This window comes from bacterium (genome assembly GCA_030647555.1).
GTDB lineage: Bacteria > Patescibacteriota > Andersenbacteria > UBA10190 > CAIZMI01 > CAIZMI01.
Map to the genome: position 1 here is coordinate 94,792 of JAUSJG010000013.1, position 16,908 is coordinate 111,699.

14 protein-coding genes are annotated in these 16,908 nt (G+C 39.6%); 10 read left to right on the top strand and 4 right to left on the bottom strand.

The features are described 5' to 3' along the window. Window positions 1-5: 5 nt before the first annotated feature. The 7 genes from dnaG to Q7S57_04010 all read left to right on the top strand — a co-directional run bounded on the left by dnaG (window position 6) and on the right by Q7S57_04010 (window position 8,186). The gene (dnaG, locus tag Q7S57_03980; protein ID MDO8512406.1) at window positions 6-1,835 is read left to right on the top strand and encodes a DNA primase; all 1,830 of its coding nucleotides are present in this window, start codon (window positions 6-8) and stop codon (window positions 1,833-1,835) included. A gap of 182 nt (window positions 1,836-2,017) precedes the next feature. After that, window positions 2,018-3,370, top strand: coding sequence for a sigma-70 family RNA polymerase sigma factor (locus tag Q7S57_03985; GenBank protein ID MDO8512407.1), 1,353 nt, complete (start codon window positions 2,018-2,020; stop codon window positions 3,368-3,370). A gap of 222 nt (window positions 3,371-3,592) precedes the next feature. Further along, window positions 3,593-4,117 carry a hypothetical protein gene (locus Q7S57_03990; GenBank protein ID MDO8512408.1) on the top strand — a complete coding sequence of 175 codons (525 nt, stop codon included), beginning with the start codon at window positions 3,593-3,595 and terminating at the stop codon, window positions 4,115-4,117. Next, window positions 4,104-4,943, top strand: a complete 840-nt coding sequence (locus tag Q7S57_03995) for a nucleotidyl transferase AbiEii/AbiGii toxin family protein (protein ID MDO8512409.1) — start codon at window positions 4,104-4,106, stop codon at window positions 4,941-4,943. Before Q7S57_03990 ends, Q7S57_03995 begins: the two co-directional genes overlap by 14 nt. 649 nt (window positions 4,944-5,592) lie before the next feature. Beyond that, on the top strand, window positions 5,593-7,134 hold the full coding sequence (locus Q7S57_04000; GenBank protein MDO8512410.1) for a hypothetical protein: 1,542 nt from the start codon (window positions 5,593-5,595) through the stop codon (window positions 7,132-7,134). A 55-nt stretch (window positions 7,135-7,189) separates the two neighbouring features. Continuing rightward, the gene (locus tag Q7S57_04005) at window positions 7,190-7,768 is read left to right on the top strand and encodes a hypothetical protein (protein ID MDO8512411.1); all 579 of its coding nucleotides are present in this window, start codon (window positions 7,190-7,192) and stop codon (window positions 7,766-7,768) included. Between the two features lie 91 nt (window positions 7,769-7,859). Further along, a complete protein-coding gene (locus Q7S57_04010; GenBank protein MDO8512412.1) occupies window positions 7,860-8,186 on the top strand; it encodes a hypothetical protein in 327 nt (108 codons plus the stop codon). Window position 8,187: 1 nt separating this feature from the next. On the opposite strand, the gene Q7S57_04015 is transcribed toward Q7S57_04010, so the two are convergent. Next, window positions 8,188-9,480 carry a recombinase family protein gene (locus Q7S57_04015; protein ID MDO8512413.1) on the bottom strand — a complete coding sequence of 431 codons (1,293 nt, stop codon included), beginning with the start codon at window positions 9,478-9,480 and terminating at the stop codon, window positions 8,188-8,190. Window positions 9,481-9,744: 264 nt separating this feature from the next. Here Q7S57_04015 and Q7S57_04020 point away from each other — a divergent pair, with 264 nt between their 5' ends. Continuing rightward, a complete protein-coding gene (locus tag Q7S57_04020; GenBank protein MDO8512414.1) occupies window positions 9,745-10,896 on the top strand; it encodes a hypothetical protein in 1,152 nt (383 codons plus the stop codon). Between the two features lie 57 nt (window positions 10,897-10,953). After that, the gene (locus tag Q7S57_04025; protein ID MDO8512415.1) at window positions 10,954-11,277 is read left to right on the top strand and encodes a hypothetical protein; all 324 of its coding nucleotides are present in this window, start codon (window positions 10,954-10,956) and stop codon (window positions 11,275-11,277) included. Here the strand turns inward: Q7S57_04025 and terL are convergent. From terL to Q7S57_04040, 3 genes are read right to left on the bottom strand one after another with little or no spacing between them, the layout of a single operon-like run. After that, window positions 11,272-12,720, bottom strand: coding sequence for a phage terminase large subunit (gene terL / locus Q7S57_04030; GenBank protein ID MDO8512416.1), 1,449 nt, complete (start codon window positions 12,718-12,720; stop codon window positions 11,272-11,274). The two genes, Q7S57_04025 and terL, sit on opposite strands and share 6 nt — an antisense overlap. Continuing rightward, window positions 12,698-13,147, bottom strand: a complete 450-nt coding sequence (locus Q7S57_04035) for a hypothetical protein (GenBank protein ID MDO8512417.1) — start codon at window positions 13,145-13,147, stop codon at window positions 12,698-12,700. The genes terL and Q7S57_04035 overlap by 23 nt, the downstream gene beginning before the upstream one ends. Next, window positions 13,144-14,493: a DNA methyltransferase gene (locus tag Q7S57_04040; protein MDO8512418.1), complete on the bottom strand. Its 1,350-nt coding sequence runs from the start codon at window positions 14,491-14,493 to the stop codon at window positions 13,144-13,146. Before Q7S57_04040 ends, Q7S57_04035 begins: the two co-directional genes overlap by 4 nt. A gap of 317 nt (window positions 14,494-14,810) precedes the next feature. Between Q7S57_04040 and Q7S57_04045 the strand changes: the two genes are divergently transcribed. Continuing rightward, window positions 14,811-16,907 (top strand): site-specific DNA-methyltransferase, encoded by a 2,097-nt coding sequence (locus Q7S57_04045; GenBank protein ID MDO8512419.1) that lies wholly within the window; start codon window positions 14,811-14,813, stop codon window positions 16,905-16,907. Window position 16,908 lies beyond the last annotated feature (1 nt).

Here is a 16,908-nt window from a genome sequence, read left to right on the forward strand (position 1 = left end):
TCTTTGTGAGTGATTCAAATGTCGACCAGGTCAAAGAAAGAACGGATATCGCGCAACTGATTGGTGAGCAGGTGCGGTTAAAACGTGTGGGCGGTAATTATAAGGGTCTTTGTCCGTTTCACAACGAAAAGACGCCGTCTTTTATTGTAACACCAAGTCGTCAGATGTTTCATTGTTTTGGTTGTGGCAAATCCGGCGACGTTTTTACTTGGGTGATGGAAAAAGAAGGAATGACTTTCGCCGAGGCTTTGAGGGTATTGGCTCAGCGAGCAGGCGTGACGCTGGCATTTGAAAAACCGGAACATCGGGAAGAAAAAGAACAATTACGATCCACTCTTGATACCACCGCGGAATTTTATAAAGCTATCTTTGAAAAAACTACGGCCGGTAAAGTCGCGCGTGATTATTTATTGGGACGCGGATTAACCGAGGAAACCATTAGTGCTTGGCGGATTGGTTATGTACCGCCAACGGGCACGCCATTAATTGAAAAAGCAAAAAATCGGGGTGTGACGGTAAACGATTTAATTCAAACCGGTATCGTGGCCCAGGGAAGTAGAGGCTATTACGAAAGATTTTTCGGGCGGGTGATTTTTCCGCTTACTGATATGCACGGCACAGTGGTGGGCTTGGCGGGGAGAATTTTGAAAGAAGATCCCAATCGGCCGGCGGCAAAATATATTAATAGTCCGGAAACTGTTCTTTATCGTAAGAGTAAAATTTTATACGGAATGGATCGCGCGCGTGACATGATTCGCAAAGAAGATCTCGCTATTATCGTCGAAGGGTATACGGACGTGATGGGTTCGCACCAGGCCGGTATAACAAACGCGGTGGCTACTTCCGGAACCGCGTTAACCGAAGAGCATTTGCAAATCATTAAACGGTTCACGGAAAATATCGCGTTTGCCTTTGACGGCGATACGGCGGGCGACAACGCCAATCGGCGCGCCATCGACATGGCCATCGCGGCGGGATTTTCGGCAACCGTTGTGCTTTTACCGGATGGGCAGGATCCGGCGGACGTAGCAATTAAAACTCCTGACGCATGGCGACAAGCCATCGCGCATCGCCGTGACGCGTTTACGTTTTTGCTTCAGAGGGCTTTAAAAAAATATCCCAAATTGGATACGCAAGATAAAAAAAGTATTGCCGGAGAATTATTGCCGTTGTTAGCAAAAATTCCGGAAGCAATTACACGCGGGGATTATTTGCAACGTCTCGGGCAAGCGGTGGGAATTGAATCGCGCTATCTCAACGAAGAGGTAAAGCGTTTGCAACAAATAGCAATTAAAACTGGCGCATCAACGCCATCCCCGGCCAAGATCGGAGACCAAAACGTCACTGAAAAAAAGAATTTAGTATCGCAACTCAATCCCATAGTTCTCAAGGAAGAGCGTTTACTAACTCTTTTGTTAGTGGTGCCGGGAGCGCTTCCGTATGTTCTCGAACACTTGCCAAGCGAGGTGTTTTCTGGTAACCATACTAGAGACTTGTTTAATGAGTATATTAGGTTGTATAATGCCCAATACCGCAAGGAGGCCTCGTTTGATTTTTCAAAGCTTCGGGAAAACCTTAGCGAAGAGCTCCGTCGGTTGGTCGATATCTTCCTTCTTGCCATCGAAGTTGAGCAGGAAGAAGGTCTCCTCGATCAGCCCGATCAAGAAGTCCATACGTTGCTGAAAGAATTGCTCCAGTCTTATCTCCGTCAATGTTTAAACAAACAAAGTAATAAGCTCGAGCAAGCAGATCCGCGACAAAAATCAGTTTTAATGCAAGAGATTGATCAGCTAAGAGAAAAACTGATCCAAGCGGAAAGTCTTACGACATCTTAAGGCCTCGTCCATAAATAAATTCCCATCTTATGTCCACTACATCTCTGACTACAACCACTTCTCAATCAAAAATCTTTCAACGTACTGAAAGTACGTCTCAAGATTTTGTTCAATCAAAGCGGCCGTATTCAGAGCGTATTGAACAGAAGATGGGGAATTTATTTACGGACGAGGCCTAATTTATGGTAGCTTCAAAAAAGCATTCCTCACACGTCGAGAAGAAAGCCAAAAAGGCTACTCGGTCAAAGCAGAATAAGTCAATCTCAAGGGCGGCAAAAAAACATACAGCCGTACAAACTAGAATTGCGTTTAAAAAAGGCGTTCACGGTAAGTCGCACAAGCACGAAACCAAACCAATTAAACCAAAGATCGTAGTAAAATTAACCGCGGAAGAAATTTTAGCTTCCACGGCTGTTGGGGATTTGTTGCGCAAGGGGCAACAGGTTGGTTTTGTGACCGAAGAAGAAATTATGCGCGCCATTCCGGAAGTGGAAGATAATATTGAGGCGCTCGAAATGTTTTACGACAAACTTTCTAGCCGTGGGTTGCGCATTGAGGAACCGGTTAGCTCACTCATCGATTATGAATTGCCCAGTGAAAACAAAGAAGAAGAAAAACCTAAAGTAAAAGGGAAAAAAGCGGAACCCGCGAAAGGAAGACATACGGCTACTAAAAGTGGCGACGACAACGTGATCGATATCAGTAATATCAGTAACGATTCCGTGCAAATGTATTTACGGGAAATTGGCAAAGTACCGCTACTGCGTTCCGAAGAAGAAGTGGAATTGGCCAAGCGCGCGGAAAAAGGCGATCAAGAAGCCCGCAAGAGACTGGCGGAAGCCAATTTGCGTTTAGTTGTTTCTATTGCCAAAAAATATACCGGCCGCAAAAATCTTTCCTTGCTTGATTTGATTCAAGAAGGTAATTTGGGTTTGTTTCGCGCGGTTGATAAATTTGATTATCGTCGCGGTTATAAGTTTTCGACATATGGCACTTGGTGGATTCGCCAAGCGATTACTCGCGCCTTAGCCGATCAATCTCGCACAATTCGTATTCCGGTGCACATGGTGGAAACAATTAATAAGTTTACCCAGGTTCAACGCCGTTTACTGCAAGACCTTGGTCGCGATCCGTTGCCGGAAGAAATTGCCGTGGAAATGAAACTCCCGGTCGACAAGATTCAACATATTATGAAAATCTCGCAAGAAACGGTGTCCATCGATCAAACTGTCGGTGATGACGAAGAAGACTCAACACTCGGTGACTTTATTGAAGACGAAGAAGCGGTAACGCCCGAACAAGCGGCGTCCCGTGAAATTTTGAGTGAACACGTGATGGAAGTGTTGTCCGATCTCGCCGCCCGTGAACAAAAAATTCTGGAAATGCGTTTCGGTTTGAAAGACGGCATTCATCACACTTTGGAAGAAGTCGGAAAAGAATTTGACGTCACCCGCGAACGTATTCGCCAAATAGAAGCAAAGGCACTAGAAAAAATCCGCCAGCACAGAACGCTCCGTAAGCTCCGCGATTACTAAAAGGGAACAGGGGCGCGGCGGATTCCCTGAGAACATCCTGTGGATGTTCGAGAGGGTGCCAGCGCGGGAGATTTTGTCGTCGCCAGAGGGTCCGTCCCTGCCTGTCCCTCGTAACTTTAGTGAAGTGGGAGCCGAAGTCAGGGCCGGACCCTGATCGGTTGAGTCAGTTTCGTATGACAAGAGCTTGACAATTTTCCGAATTGGCTCTACAATTAGTAATATATGTTACTAGAAGTGGAGCGTAAAATAAAGAGTATGCCAATCCTGACAAAGCAGAATTTGTCCATTTTGCTTGATAAAAAGAAGGATGCGGTTGATTACTGGGTAAAAAAAATGCTAAAAAGCGGTGTGCTAATTAAATTAAAAAATGGGGTTTACGCGTCGCGTTATTATGTCGATCTGGTAAGCCAAAATCCGGAGGATAAAACGAAATATCTTGAATACCTAGCAAATGTTTTAAGAAGTCCGTCATATGTTTCGCTGGAATACGTTTTATCGAAAGGAAATGTTACAGCTGAAGCGGTATTTAAAATAACCTCGGTGACCACAAAAACGGCGCGAGTCTATCAGACAGAACTCGGCACTTTTTCCTATCGTCAGATCAAACAGGAATTGTTTAATGGCTATCAAAATATTTTATGGCGCGACAAACAAATCAAAGAGGCTTCTTTGGAAAAAGCGTTAGCCGATTTACAATATTTGAATAAAGGGGCGGATACTTCAAGATACAACAATGTTAATCGATAATTTAAGGCAAACAGTGGAGGCTAACAAAAGCGTGATTAAACCGCTTTATTTAAGGAACCTGTTAAAAGAAGAGTTGCAAAATTACATTTTAAATTTTATTTATAATAGCAAGGAATATAAAGAGCTGATATTTACCGGAGGCACTTGCTTGCGCAAAATATACGGGTTGCCACGTCTTTCTGAAGATTTGGATTTCGATTTTTTGAGCAAGTTTAGCGTAAGTAAATTTGCTGATGATCTAAAAAAATACTTTTGGGAAACCTTGCAGTACAAGCAAGCGGAAACAAAAATCAGTGGTAATGGGAATACGGTATTTATTAAGTTGCCGGTTTTGAAAAGTTTGGGGTTCAGTAATGAAGAAGTATTATTCGTGCGCTGTGATTTCTCGGAAGAATCGTTGGGGAGTTATAAATTAGAAACAAGCTCTCTCTCGACCAGGGATTTTACTTTCTTTGTGCGCAATTACAATTTAGAAACGCTTTTTGCCAATAAAATTAGGGCATTTTTAAATCGCGATTTTTTTAACGGCGACGATCAAGAAATTCCATTTAAGGCCAGAGATGTTTTTGATCTGGTTTGGTTTTTGGAAAAGGCTAAAAAAAGCGATAGAAATTTTACGCCGAATTGGAAACGGCTCGAATGTGCTTTTCCCGACAAATCGCGCAATGAAGTTTTGAAGATGGTACTTGAAAAAGTGAAAAATATCAAAGAAAGTGAGATAAAAAAAGATCTCGAACCTTTTATCGAATCCAGCCAAAGTGTTGAAGCGTTCAGTGAGTCTTTTAAGGAAATCATTAAAAACGGTTTTGAGGACTATCTAAAATAAAGCCCAAGACAAGAAGAGGTTGCCTATCTTGTATTTTCGCGATACATTCATCCTACTGTTCTTTTTAGATTAGAATATTCCCGGGTAGCTCAATGGCAGAGCAACTGGCTGTCAATCAGTAGATTGACCCTGAGCAGTGTCGAAGGGTTGAAAATGGCAGCTTCCTCGAGTAATCGAGGTTGAAAAACAGGGTGAATTGCCCGCTAACACAGCGGGTCCGCTGAAATAGCGGATCGGGAAGCCTAAATCCTTAACAGGACAGGGTAATCCGCAGCCAAGCTTTTTTCCAAGTGGAGAATTGAAGGTTCAGAGACTCACAGCGCCCTGCATCCCACCGCAGTGTCGAGGATGATGAGATAGTCCACGCCATATTGAAAAATATGAATTAAGTGTAACCAGTAGGTTGTCGGTTCGAGTCCGACCCCGGGAGCAGTTCGATTTGGTTCCTGGCGACCGGTCCCCATCCAGTCCCAAAAACCAAGAAAACAGCTTAATTAAGCACAAAATACCCTCTTGTCAGGGTATTTTTGTTTTCGCAAAATGTCTTAATTTAGTTCGAGTCCGGAATACCCGGGGATCGGACGGAAAAATTAGCATCACTATTTTTGTGGATATTTAACAATATGAAATATAAAGCTACCTTATTGATATGGAAGACAGACGAGTGTTTGAATTTTATAAGCCATTACGAAACTATCTAAAGCAACTGGTTTTGTCTGAAGCTTTGGCTGTAATCAGGGCGTATTCACAATATTTATGGCTAAAGAAACCATTCTCGCCCGATGTTGAAGTTGACCGGAGAGTTCTGTCAAAAGGATTTTCCGTTTTGAATCCTTGGAGTCTGGAGATATTGGCAAGAGAAATTATTATAAACTCTCAGGAAATAGGAATATCTAGAGTTGATTTAAAAAAATGGAATAATTTTGCCAATGCTATAGACAAAGTAAGAGAAATAGAAAATCAGATTAGTGGTACGTACACCAATCAAGAAAATATTTTAATGGAGGTGTATCGAATTTCACAGAGACAGTTTCCTTGGCAAGAACACGGTTTCGACAGGGCATATGTTGTTAGGTATTTCAAGATATTTAACTATCCAGAGCTTGCTAATATGGTGTACGGAGTTACCAATCTTTCCATTAAAGAAATATATATTATCGCGTTTGCTCTTCTTGGCGTTTTTCAAAAATATTTTTCTCTAGAATATCCTCCTAGTATTGATTTAGGAAAAACTGGAATTGACAATCAAAAGCTCAATTGTTTTTTGAAGTTGTTTTGTTGTTCAATTGTCGATTTGAAGCAAAAACTAATTTCTCCCTTGGAGCGCAGAATAGATGATACGTTTGCATATTATTTCCATTCGTTTAAGAAATTTCCCTTGATTAGAATGACTATAAGTTCCAAAGACAGTGTTGTTTGTCCTATGCCTTCGTTGCTTTTTGAAAGATTTACAAGCGGTCTATATTACGAAATTATTAACGAAAAATATTTTAGTAACTATTTTGGAAATGCATTTGAATCATATGTTGGGGAAATAATTGCGGAAACAAATAAAAATTATGCATATAGTTATTTTCCTGAAGAAAAAACAAACACAGAAAATGAGCCTAAAATAGATTGGATTATAGATCAAGATGGCGTTGCACTTTTTATAGAATGCAAAACAAAGCGTCTTACAGTTGCTGCAAAAATCGAATTGAATGATAAAACTGAGTTGAATAACCAATTGGATAAGCTAGCAAACGCTGTTGTTCAAATTTATAAGACCATCGACCACTATAAAAATAACAGATATAAAAATCCAATTTATAAATTTGATGATGATAAAAGAATACTTCCTCTTGTTATTACGTTAGAAGACTGGTTTTTGATGGGTCCTTTGCTGAAAACAATAGAAAACAAGGTAAAAGCAAAACTTGAAGAAAATAAATTGCCATCGGAATGGATTGATGATATGCCATTTTCTCTTATGTCTATAGGGGAATTTGAAGATGCTTTGTCTCTTATTCAAAGGCACGGAATAGGAAGGGTTATTGGAGAAAAAGTCTCTGATAAGGAAATGAGTACGTGGACTGCGGCATCATACTTAACAGCAAGATTTAAAGAAGAATTAGGAAAAGAAAATTGCTTATTTCCGGATGTTTACCGAGACATATTTTCTACTGATTTGATTAGTTCTACGGAAAATTAACAGAAGAATTGATAAAAGCTATTTGAGATGTTAGCGTCATAGTACTACTACGAATATGTATGATGTAAATAAATATAACGATTTAACTTCAAAATACGGCGCTTATTCTAGTTGGGCTGTCTGGAACAGCGAGAAACCAAGCGATACAGAAATAATTGATAAAAATATTGATCAATTACACTCAAAATACGTACTTTTGGGATTAAATATCTCTCGTCCATTAACTGACAAACCATGGTCAAATTTTCATGACAACAGTCATGCTCGAAAATTGAGATATGCCTGTAATGATACAAAATTAAGAGGCTCATACATTACGGATATTTTTAAGGGCATTGTTAAACCAAGTTCGTCAAAATTTAGAAACGTTCTTACTAAAGAAATAATAAGTGAGAATGTTAAATTTTTTAATCAAGAAATGAAAGATATTTCAATAGATAGCAAAACAAAATTAATTGTTCTCGGTACACCAACCTCATTGCTAGCCAAGTTATTTGATGAACATTTTAAGCAAAACTATAAAAACGAAATTATCCACTATAATCATTATTCCTATTACGTTCTTACTGATAAAGCATGGGTTGAGGGACTGTGGAATATTCTGGGAATCAAAAACTCATTCATGAAGGGTTAAACTGTTGATTTTCTTTGTTGTTGAGAAAACATGTGCTGAAAGATGGTTGGAATGTGTTTTTTTGCATCAAAATATTCAGCAATAAACTAATATGGCAAACAAGTACGGAATTCCCGATCATGAGCTGGAAAAAATCCGGCAGAGAGATAAGATGTGCGTATACTGTCACAAAAAGATGGTTTTTCCTTGTGTTGGTGATAAACAACGTAACTGGGCAACAATTGAGCATCTGAATATTTTGCCTCCATGGAATAACGCGAAAACTGTTGTGATTTGTTGTGGAAGTTGTAATTCCAGTCGAGGTCAAAAAATATTAAGGGATTGGTTTGATTCAGATTATTGCAAAGAAAAAAATATCAACGAAAAAACAGTTGCGCAACCGGTTAGGGACTTTCTCGCGTTGTCCAAGAGTAGATAATTCAGACACAAATTTTTGCGTTATTTTCGAGCGACAAAGTTTGATTGTGAAGTACAAGTTGGGTTCGTAGGCACGAAAGTACCTCTCGTTTTTCTTCTCGTGTTCCTTCCTTGAGTACGTATTTTGCATAACTTCTTATATCCACTTTTGGCGACGCTGGATTGTTAGATATATGTAGCACGCCTTCTGCAAATTTTTGGTAGCGTGCTAACTCTCTTGAAAGTTTTTCTTGGACGCAGATTTCATCTACGTTTATGTTGTCTATCAAGCTTAATAGTTGATTTAGGAGTTCTTCTTCTCGAATGTATGGTTCTTTGCAGGCCACTCGTTTTCCTTGACTGCAGTGATAATAAACATATCGCCGTCTTGTCCCGTCAGAAATATTCTTAAACTTTTCTTCTGGTGTGATGCCTGATCCACAACTTCCGCATTTTATTAATTTGTTAAAATCGAACTCTTTGGTTCCACTCGTCCTTTTTTGGAATGTCCCCAAATTTTCTTGAGCAATATCGAATACCTCTTTTGTAATAATTGATTCATGTCCAACTTGATACCATTTGCCACTTTCTCTTGGGTACTCAAATTGTCCGTAGTAGTAGGGATCTCGGAGCATGATATAAATTGTGCTCAATACAATCTTCTTACCTGATCTTGTTGTGAAATCTGTTTCGTTGTTTAACCAGTGTAAAATCTTATGTCCGCTATATCCTTCGTAAGCGACTTTTTCAAACACCTGCTTGATTAATGGTGCACGCACTAAATCCAATTCAACCTTCTTTTGTCCTTTCTTTGGGTAACGATTATTGAGATAACCAAGCGGGGAAACGCCGGGGCGATATCCCATTTCACACTTTGCACGAAGTCCACGTTTCACGTTCAATCCACGATTATCATTTTCGAGCTTCGCTTGTGAACAAAGGATCATCAATAGAAATTTTTCATTGGGGGAATTGCGGAAGTTTTGGCCATGGGTGCGGATCTCGTGCAAAAGCCCCTGATCCATCAAATCAACCAGTATCCCCAAATCTCCGGCGTTTCTACTTAAACGATCGGGTGCCCATGTCAGAACGCCATTGAATTGTTTACCTCTTATATCCGCCAACATCCGCATATACTCTGGCCGTTGTCCTGAATCCTTTGCGGAATGACTTTCTTTGCGAATATCGACTACATTGATCCCATCTCGTTTAGCCATCTCGAGCATCTCTTTAATCTGAGAATCTATCGAAAGCGCTTGAAGTTCATCGCTTTCCGATGATTTTCTGGCGTAGAGGCAGTATCGAGTGTTGTCCACAGCAAGGGAGACAGTACCGCCACTGTCAAAGGAAGGCGAGGCCAGAAAATAACACAGCACGAAATATCAGAAAGGCAAGGTCGCTATAAAAGTTGAATTAAAGGGCCTTTTAAGCTACAACAGATACATCACTTTATGAATATCTAATCACCTGAAAAAATCTAAGGTTGCCTAAACTTCGCTTCGGCGGAGCATGGCACAAAAACGTTAGGAATACTGAACCCGTCGTTCAGCACGTTCCTAACGTCATACAGGGAAACTTGTATGGGTGGTCGCAAGATCACCGGCTGGCGACGGGCTTTGTGTTTTACCGCCAGGTTAATTTCTTCAAGAAATACCATGGCGATCGTTATCTCAAAAAATGGCAAAAATGCAGTCAAGATTGATAAGACCAATTTTGACCAAGAAGACCATTTGCAAAAATATATTTTTGATAATCCCGATAGTCTTCCGTTGTATGAAATAAAAGAAGATATCCGACTTTTGATTTTGGCACGGGAATTTCCCACACAGAGCGGTCCGATTGACGCAATTGGCATAGATAAGGAAGGCGAAATCTATATTGTAGAAACGAAACTCTATAAAAACACCGATAAACGTATCGTAGTTGCACAAATTCTCGATTATGGCGCATCACTCTGGAGGCACTCCAATGATTTTAGTGAGTTTTTAGCGACACTTGATCAGCATACGCAAAAAGCATTTAATCTGCGAACAACGGACAAAATAAAGGAATTTTTTCAGATATCAGATGAAGATGTCGAAATTCTGATAGAAAAAGTAAAGTCTAATCTCGGAGATGGAATATTCCATTTTGTGATTCCGATGGACAAATTGGATGACCGACTTAAGGATCTTATTCTTTACATTAATCAGAATAGCCAGTTTGATATTTATGCCGTCGAATTGGAGTACTACAAACACGCTGAATACGAAATAATTATCCCGAAAATATTTGGAGCGGAAGTGAAAAAAGACATAAATGTTTCGTCAGCTAATGGATCTCGTAGAAGGTGGACGGAAGCGGAAATGTTGGATGACGCAAAACAAAAACTTTCCAACGAGGAATATGTGGCCTTTGAGCGGATATATGAGTTTTCAAAACAAAACGCTACAGAGATTCGACTGGGGACGGGTTCTTATGGTTCGTTTAGCCCAATTTTTGAAAAATTATCCAACAAATCACTTTTTACACTTTCTACTGATAAACGGTTGGCATTCAATTTTGAATGGATCACAAAAGACAACGAGCGTACGGCGGAAATATTCAAAACTAAACTGGAATCAATTGGGTTAACGTTTCCGGACAACTACAAAACTATTCGACCCAGTATAATGGCAACAGAATGGCTACCCAAGACGGAACAATTTCTACAAATCATATCAGAGATGATAAATGTAAATAGAAAACAATAGTATTGGTTGTGAAAACTTTCAGTCACATTTTTAGTTTATCTAAAACATTAGAAGTTAATGCCCAAACCCAAATCTCTACCTAAAAAGGCGCAATGTCGGAAAATTGTTTTTGAGCGTGATCGCGATGGAATTATCTTGCCGACATTAAGAAATAGCGAGATTGTCAATAATTTGTTTAAGGAGACCAAGAAGCTGGATGTCTTAAAACAAGTATTAGGCAAAGATTATACGACATATTTTGCTAGTACTTACTTTGAACTGCATCGCCAAAATGTTTTCTTTCAATCAAGGAAAAATGCTAGCAAGGCAAGCGCAAGATGGCGAATGATTGATCAACTTAATAAAAAGTGGCTGGCAGAAAAAAACCGTAAAAGTCTATAATCCAATTGGTTTAAATGTAAAACCCCTTGCGCAACGTGTATCGTTTTCAATAATTTTATGTCCCAAAATTGAGAAAGCGTCAGCTAAGTCATCATGTTTTTCAGTACCGAATCCCGTCAGCTGATTAATAAGATTTTCGGCACCATGTTCAGGGAAAAGAATTTTCCCACTTTGAATGTGATGAGTAATAGTAGCCAACCGAGCTCGTTTATCATCTCCGTGTACTTGCACACCTTCTGCTTCATAACCCTGTTGTTCTAAATCTTGCACAAGTGATTTTTGGTAACCGACATCTTCAATAAACAATTTCGCGTCTTGCAAATTTTCTGACATAAGTTTGACACGATTTATTTGTTCCGGATATGTTAGTCGCTCATTGACTGGATTGGGCAAAATATATGCACGCATATTATCTCTTCTTCCGAAAACCATTGCAGCTACCATGGCCGTATAATCTGCAGTATCTTTTTTAGAAATTGCCAGGTCAACTCCAATTGCGGTATAGCGATAATCACCGTCCCACTGTTTTGGTAATTTAGGATAATATTGAATCCAATCAGGATGTACCACTCGTTCTTGATCAATGATGATGCGGAGCAGATATTCTCGTTGCCATGATGCTTCTGAAGCAATACTTCGTTTAAGAGTTTCTATCTGTGCCATACTGGGAAATTTTCCCGGCCATGTAATATTCTTGTTTTCATCGATCAACGGATACCAATAAAACTTGCCATCGAGATTTTTATGATCAATTCGTTCTTTGAGACGCATCAGAAGGGAATCATCATGAAGTAAATTTCCGATGAGGATCATTTTTGTGATCCCCGGTTGTCCTGCAGGCACGACTTCACCCGTGAGCCAACCGAATGTGCGGTCGCGTCCTTCTTTTGTTTTGACCGAATTTAAATCTTCGACGTCATCACAAATTATTAAATCGGGACGGTATTGTTGGTTACGAATACCACGAATGCTTTGTTCGCTAGAGGCGACGGTGATACGAGCGTTGTATTTCGGAATCACAATAGATCCTAAACCCCACTGATCAGTGTCTTCTTCAAAAGCAACAAAATCAGAACGCAGAAGATCATTGGTTTCCAGCTCACGTCGCAGGTTCATCATGTGATATCTTGCCTGTGCTTGAGTCTGTGACAAAATCAAAACGAATTTACATTGCATAACGCCGATGATTGCCCAAATAGGATACGAGAGTGTCATGATCGTTGATTTTCCTGATCCCCTAAAAGCAACAATCACTGAAAGTTTCTCGTTAGTATTTTCAGTAATTGAAAAGAAGTCTTTGTGCATCGGTGCCGTCGGATTGGTGAGATAGTGTTGCAAATAGATTGCAAAGAACCACTCATGGCTATTAAATGCCAAATTGGTGCGCACTGCACGCGACGCAATTATTTCTTGAATTGGATTAATTTGATTTAGGTTGTTCATCGTTTTGAATGTTATTAATTAAAGATTCTTGTTCGTGTGATAGGCCTGCAAGCAAAAGTGATTGTTTCACCATTTCTGCCTGTTCTGGTGTAAGCTGTTCCGGAATGCGCTGATTAACATCCAGTTGCACTTTGGTGGCATAAGTTGGGTGATGATGTTTCAGCCAAAATATTATGCCGGGCATATTTTGATTTTTAATTGCCGCAATTAATTGTGCTTCCGCCATGTCATTGATGAGGTTGCTTCCTTCAGAAAGGGCAGTGTCTGTTGCTTCCGCAAAATCCTTATCATCTTTATGCCAGCGGTAATAAGTTGCCCTGCTTATTCCCGCTTTTTCACAAGCGTATTGAATGATTGGAGTTTTCTTCAGCTGTTCGATCAATCCATCTTTTTCTTTCTTTTGGCGTTCAAAAATTGTTTCGTTCATAAAATTTTCATTCCTTTCTGGCCTGTAAGTTTCTCCCAGCGTTTTTTAATTACTTCGGCATACACGGGTGATTTTTCCATGATGTAACAACGGCGCTTCATTTTTGTTGCTGCGATGAGAGTTGAACCGCTCCCACCAAATGGCTCAACAACAAGGTCGCCTCTTTTTGTGAGCACTTTTATGTAGGGGATTAATATTTCAACTGGTTTGGTTCCAAACACTACCCCTTGTCCAGAATGTTTTTCATCGCTAGCGTTATATTCGATGAAATCCGTCGGCATTATCTTCTTGCCTTTTTTGTACCCTTCCCAGTGAGGTTTTCCAGAAATGGCGTAGAGTGCCGTTTCGTATTCTTCTTGTAGGCCATCTTGTTCGGGTGTATAATTAAATTCGAGATCAGTACTTTTACTTGCCCCAACCATCGCGATATCGTGCTTGGAAAAAAACTTATACTTCGCAGAGAATCCCTGATGTCGATTCGGCAAGTGCCACACGATCATGTTCTTTACCCTCCAATGTTTTTCCATCTCACCCCAAATCTCACGAATATTTTTCCATAATTCGTAGACAATGATAGAGAAACTAGGTTTTTGGATTTCTGCTATGTTATTCATCCAGAGTTCAGTAAAGTCTGGAGGCAGGGAATCTGTTTCGAGATACTGCCGGTCGCGTTTGTAACCAAAACCTTTCGTTGCCGTTCCGTGTTTGGTTTTACCGTGAAGGTAATCCAAAATGTAAGGTGGGTCCGTCAGGCACATATCGGCTTTTTCCCCGTTCATTAGTTTGAAAACATCTTCTTTTATGGTGGAATCTCCAACCATGAGCCGGCTTTCTCCGAGCTGTACGACATCACCCTTCTTTAGCTCAATTTCCTTGATATCCAGTTTGGCGAGTTCTTTTTGCAGATCAAATTCTTCAGGCGTATCGTCTACTTCAAAGATTTGATCTATTTCTTCACTCGAAAAACCGATGCCTGCTAACAGATTTGGATCGAACTCTGCGAGTAAATCTAGATCGAATTCACCTGCATTTTTATTTAAGCGAATATTCAGTTCTTTTTCTTTTTCCTGATCTGGTATGTTTACAAAAACCACAGGTACGGTTTTTTCGCCGAGTTCCTTCAACGATTGAATGCGCATATGTCCACCGATAAGCACATTCTCACGTCCAGCTCCGCAGTTCACTATAACTGGGTCAACAGCACCAAAACGGCGAATACTTTCTTTTAAGTTTTCCATCGCTTCAGGTGTCCACTTGCGAGGATTGTATACGCTTGGCTTGAGTTGGCTGATGTCTACATAAGTGATATCAATTTTCTGATTTTGGTTAGACTTTAAATTTTTCATCGTATTATTTCTTACAGATAAAAATGGAGTGTTATTAAAACACCTTTGATCTGTATTTTTTGTCTAACAAAAAAACTGATCAGTAGGATCAAGCAATCAAGCTTGATTTCACTGAACAGTCCATTCGTTTTTTTCGCCGGTCGAGGCGTACTGTTCGACCACTTACTCTATTTCTATGACTTCGAAAAGATCAACTACCCTCGCATTATATAACCACCCAAAAAGATGTCAATAGAGTGTTGATTTTTGGCTTAAACGAGCATATTCTATGAGTTAAAGGGGTATTTTATTCTAAATAAAATTTCTGTAGAAATGTCATGAAACTGTCGGATATTGAAAAAAGGGATGTAATCAAATACTTGGAAGCTGGGAAGCCACTGCCGGAGAAGTATCGTTTTTTGCTGTTTGACGATGACCGTGAAGTTGAGCTTGTTTGGAATGGGAAAACAAATGAAGTGACAAATGTGGTTCTACCTTTTCAAGTGATAGAACAAATAGACGAGCCGAGGAGTGATGGAAAGATTAATATGCAAAATACACTTTTCGATACTTCTGGAAGACAGATTTCTGGTTGGACTAACAAGTTAATTTGGGGTGATAACAAACTCATTCTTTCTTCGCTTAAAAACGGCCCATTGCGAAAAGAAATAGAAGCGCAGGGTGGTTTGAAATTGATTTATATTGATCCTCCATTTGATGTGGGTGCGGATTTTTCAATGAATATTGAAATTGGTGAAGAGTCTTTTACAAAAAAGCCTTCAGTGATTGAAGAAATTGCTTTTCGTGATACTTGGGGGAATGGCGCTGATAGCTTCATTGCAATGATTTATGAGCGATTAAAATTGATGTATGACCTATTAGCGGATGATGGAAGTATTTATGTGCATTGCGACTGGAGAGTGAATAGCTACATGCGTCTAGTGTTAGATGAGATTTTCGGAAAGAATAATTTCAGAAACGAAATAATTTGGTATTATTACAATAAAATGCAAGGGAATGTGGGTCGTTTTGCCTCAAATCACGATACGATTATTTGGTACTCAAAGACTAATAAATATAAATTTTTACCAATTAGAGAGAAGCGGGAGCAAATGGTGAAACAAATAAAAAGAGTATGGGATAAGAACACTAGTAAACTTGTGAATGCGAAAGACGAAAATGGTCATGTTATTTATATTGAGGCTACAGAACGAACAATTGACGATGTCTGGCGGATTTCGATGCTACAACCAGCAGATAAGACTCAGAATTTAGAGTATCCAACACAAAAGCCAGAAGCACTTATTGAAAGAATTATAAGAGCCTCTTCAAATGAAGGCGATCTTGTCGCCGACTTTTTCTGTGGCTCGGGATCGACCATTGCTGTTGCAGAAAAACTTGGAAGAAAATGGATCGGATCTGATTTGGGAAAATTTGGTATTCATACTTCTAGAAAGAGAATGGTTGGAGTGCAGAGAGAACTAAAAAAAGCAAGTAAGGATTTTCGCGCATTTGAAGTATTAAACGTGGGGAGATATGAACGTGAAAATTATCTATCCGTAAATGATGATTTGCGTGCAGAGGAAAAAGCCAAACAAGCAGAAAGAAAAGAAAAAGAATTTGTGAAATTAATTATATCGGCATATAAGGCGGAATCAGTAGAATCGTTTGTGAATATTGTAGGCAAGAAAAGAGATCGTTTGGTGGCAGTGGGTCCAATAAATATGCCGGTTTCCTCAAAACTAGTGCAAGACATTGTGACGGAGTGTAAAGAAAAAGGAATTACTAAAATTGATGTTCTTGGCTTCGATTATGAGATGGGCTTGGATTTTTCAGAATATAAAGATCATGGAATTGATATTGCTTTTCGGATTATTCCAAGAGAAGTATTTGATAAAAAAGTAGTTGAAAAAGGGCAAGTAAAATTTTATGATGTGGCATTTATTGAAGTTAAGTCAATTGTTAAAGGCGGAAAAAACAATAAAGAAGTAGCGATTGAGCTTACTGACTTTTCTGTTTTCTATAATCAAGACGATTCGGGGGAAATAGCGGAAGCGTTGCGACCGGGCGCGTCAAAGATCGTTGTGGAAGACGGGCAAGTCGTAAAAATTTCAAAAGATAAAAAAAGTGAGGAAATTTCAAAAGAAATTTTAACAAAAAAATGGAGCGATTGGATTGACTATTGGGCTGTGGACTTCGATTTTGCTAGTAGAAAAGAAATAATCAAAGTTATGGAAAATGGCAAGGAAAAAGAAGTCTGGACTGGCGATTATATTTTCGATAACGAATGGCAGAGTTTTAGAACAAAAAAGAACAGAAATCTGGATCTCATTTCCGCGTTCAAGCCTGTACCAAAAGGAAACTACAAAGTCGCGGTTAAAGTCGTAGATATTTTTGGAAACGACACGACAAAAGTAATTGAGGTTAGGGTTTGAA